This window comes from Bartonella sp. AA86SXKL, from assembly GCF_042196885.1.
In genome coordinates, this window is record NZ_JBHIRE010000386.1 from 1 (window position 1) to 322 (window position 322).

Annotated in this window: 1 pseudogene; it reads right to left on the bottom strand. The window is 39.1% G+C overall.

From position 1 onward, the window contains the following. Positions 1–96 precede the first annotated feature (96 nt). Positions 97–322: pseudogene (locus ACFIO5_RS12150) on the bottom strand (translation elongation factor Ts); the annotation flags it as partial.

Sequence of the window (322 nt, forward strand, 5' to 3'; positions counted from 1 at the left end):
CGTGACGCCCTCTTAATAATAATTATACTCTTTATTACCAGTAATTTTATAATCAATGGTATGATTTAAAATCTCTGATCAATCATTTTAAAATGGCTACCCTTTTGCAGCAGCTGCAACCTCTGCAGCAAAATCAGATTCTTCTTTTTCCACACCTTCGCCCAGCGCAAAACGAATGAAAGCTGTGATTTTTGCCGGCGCACCAATCGATTTTTCAGCATCCTTCAAGGCAGCATCAACAGTAATATCAGGGTTCATAACAAAAGCCTGAGAAAGCAAAACAACTTCTTCAAAAAACTTACGCATGCGCCCCTCAACCATT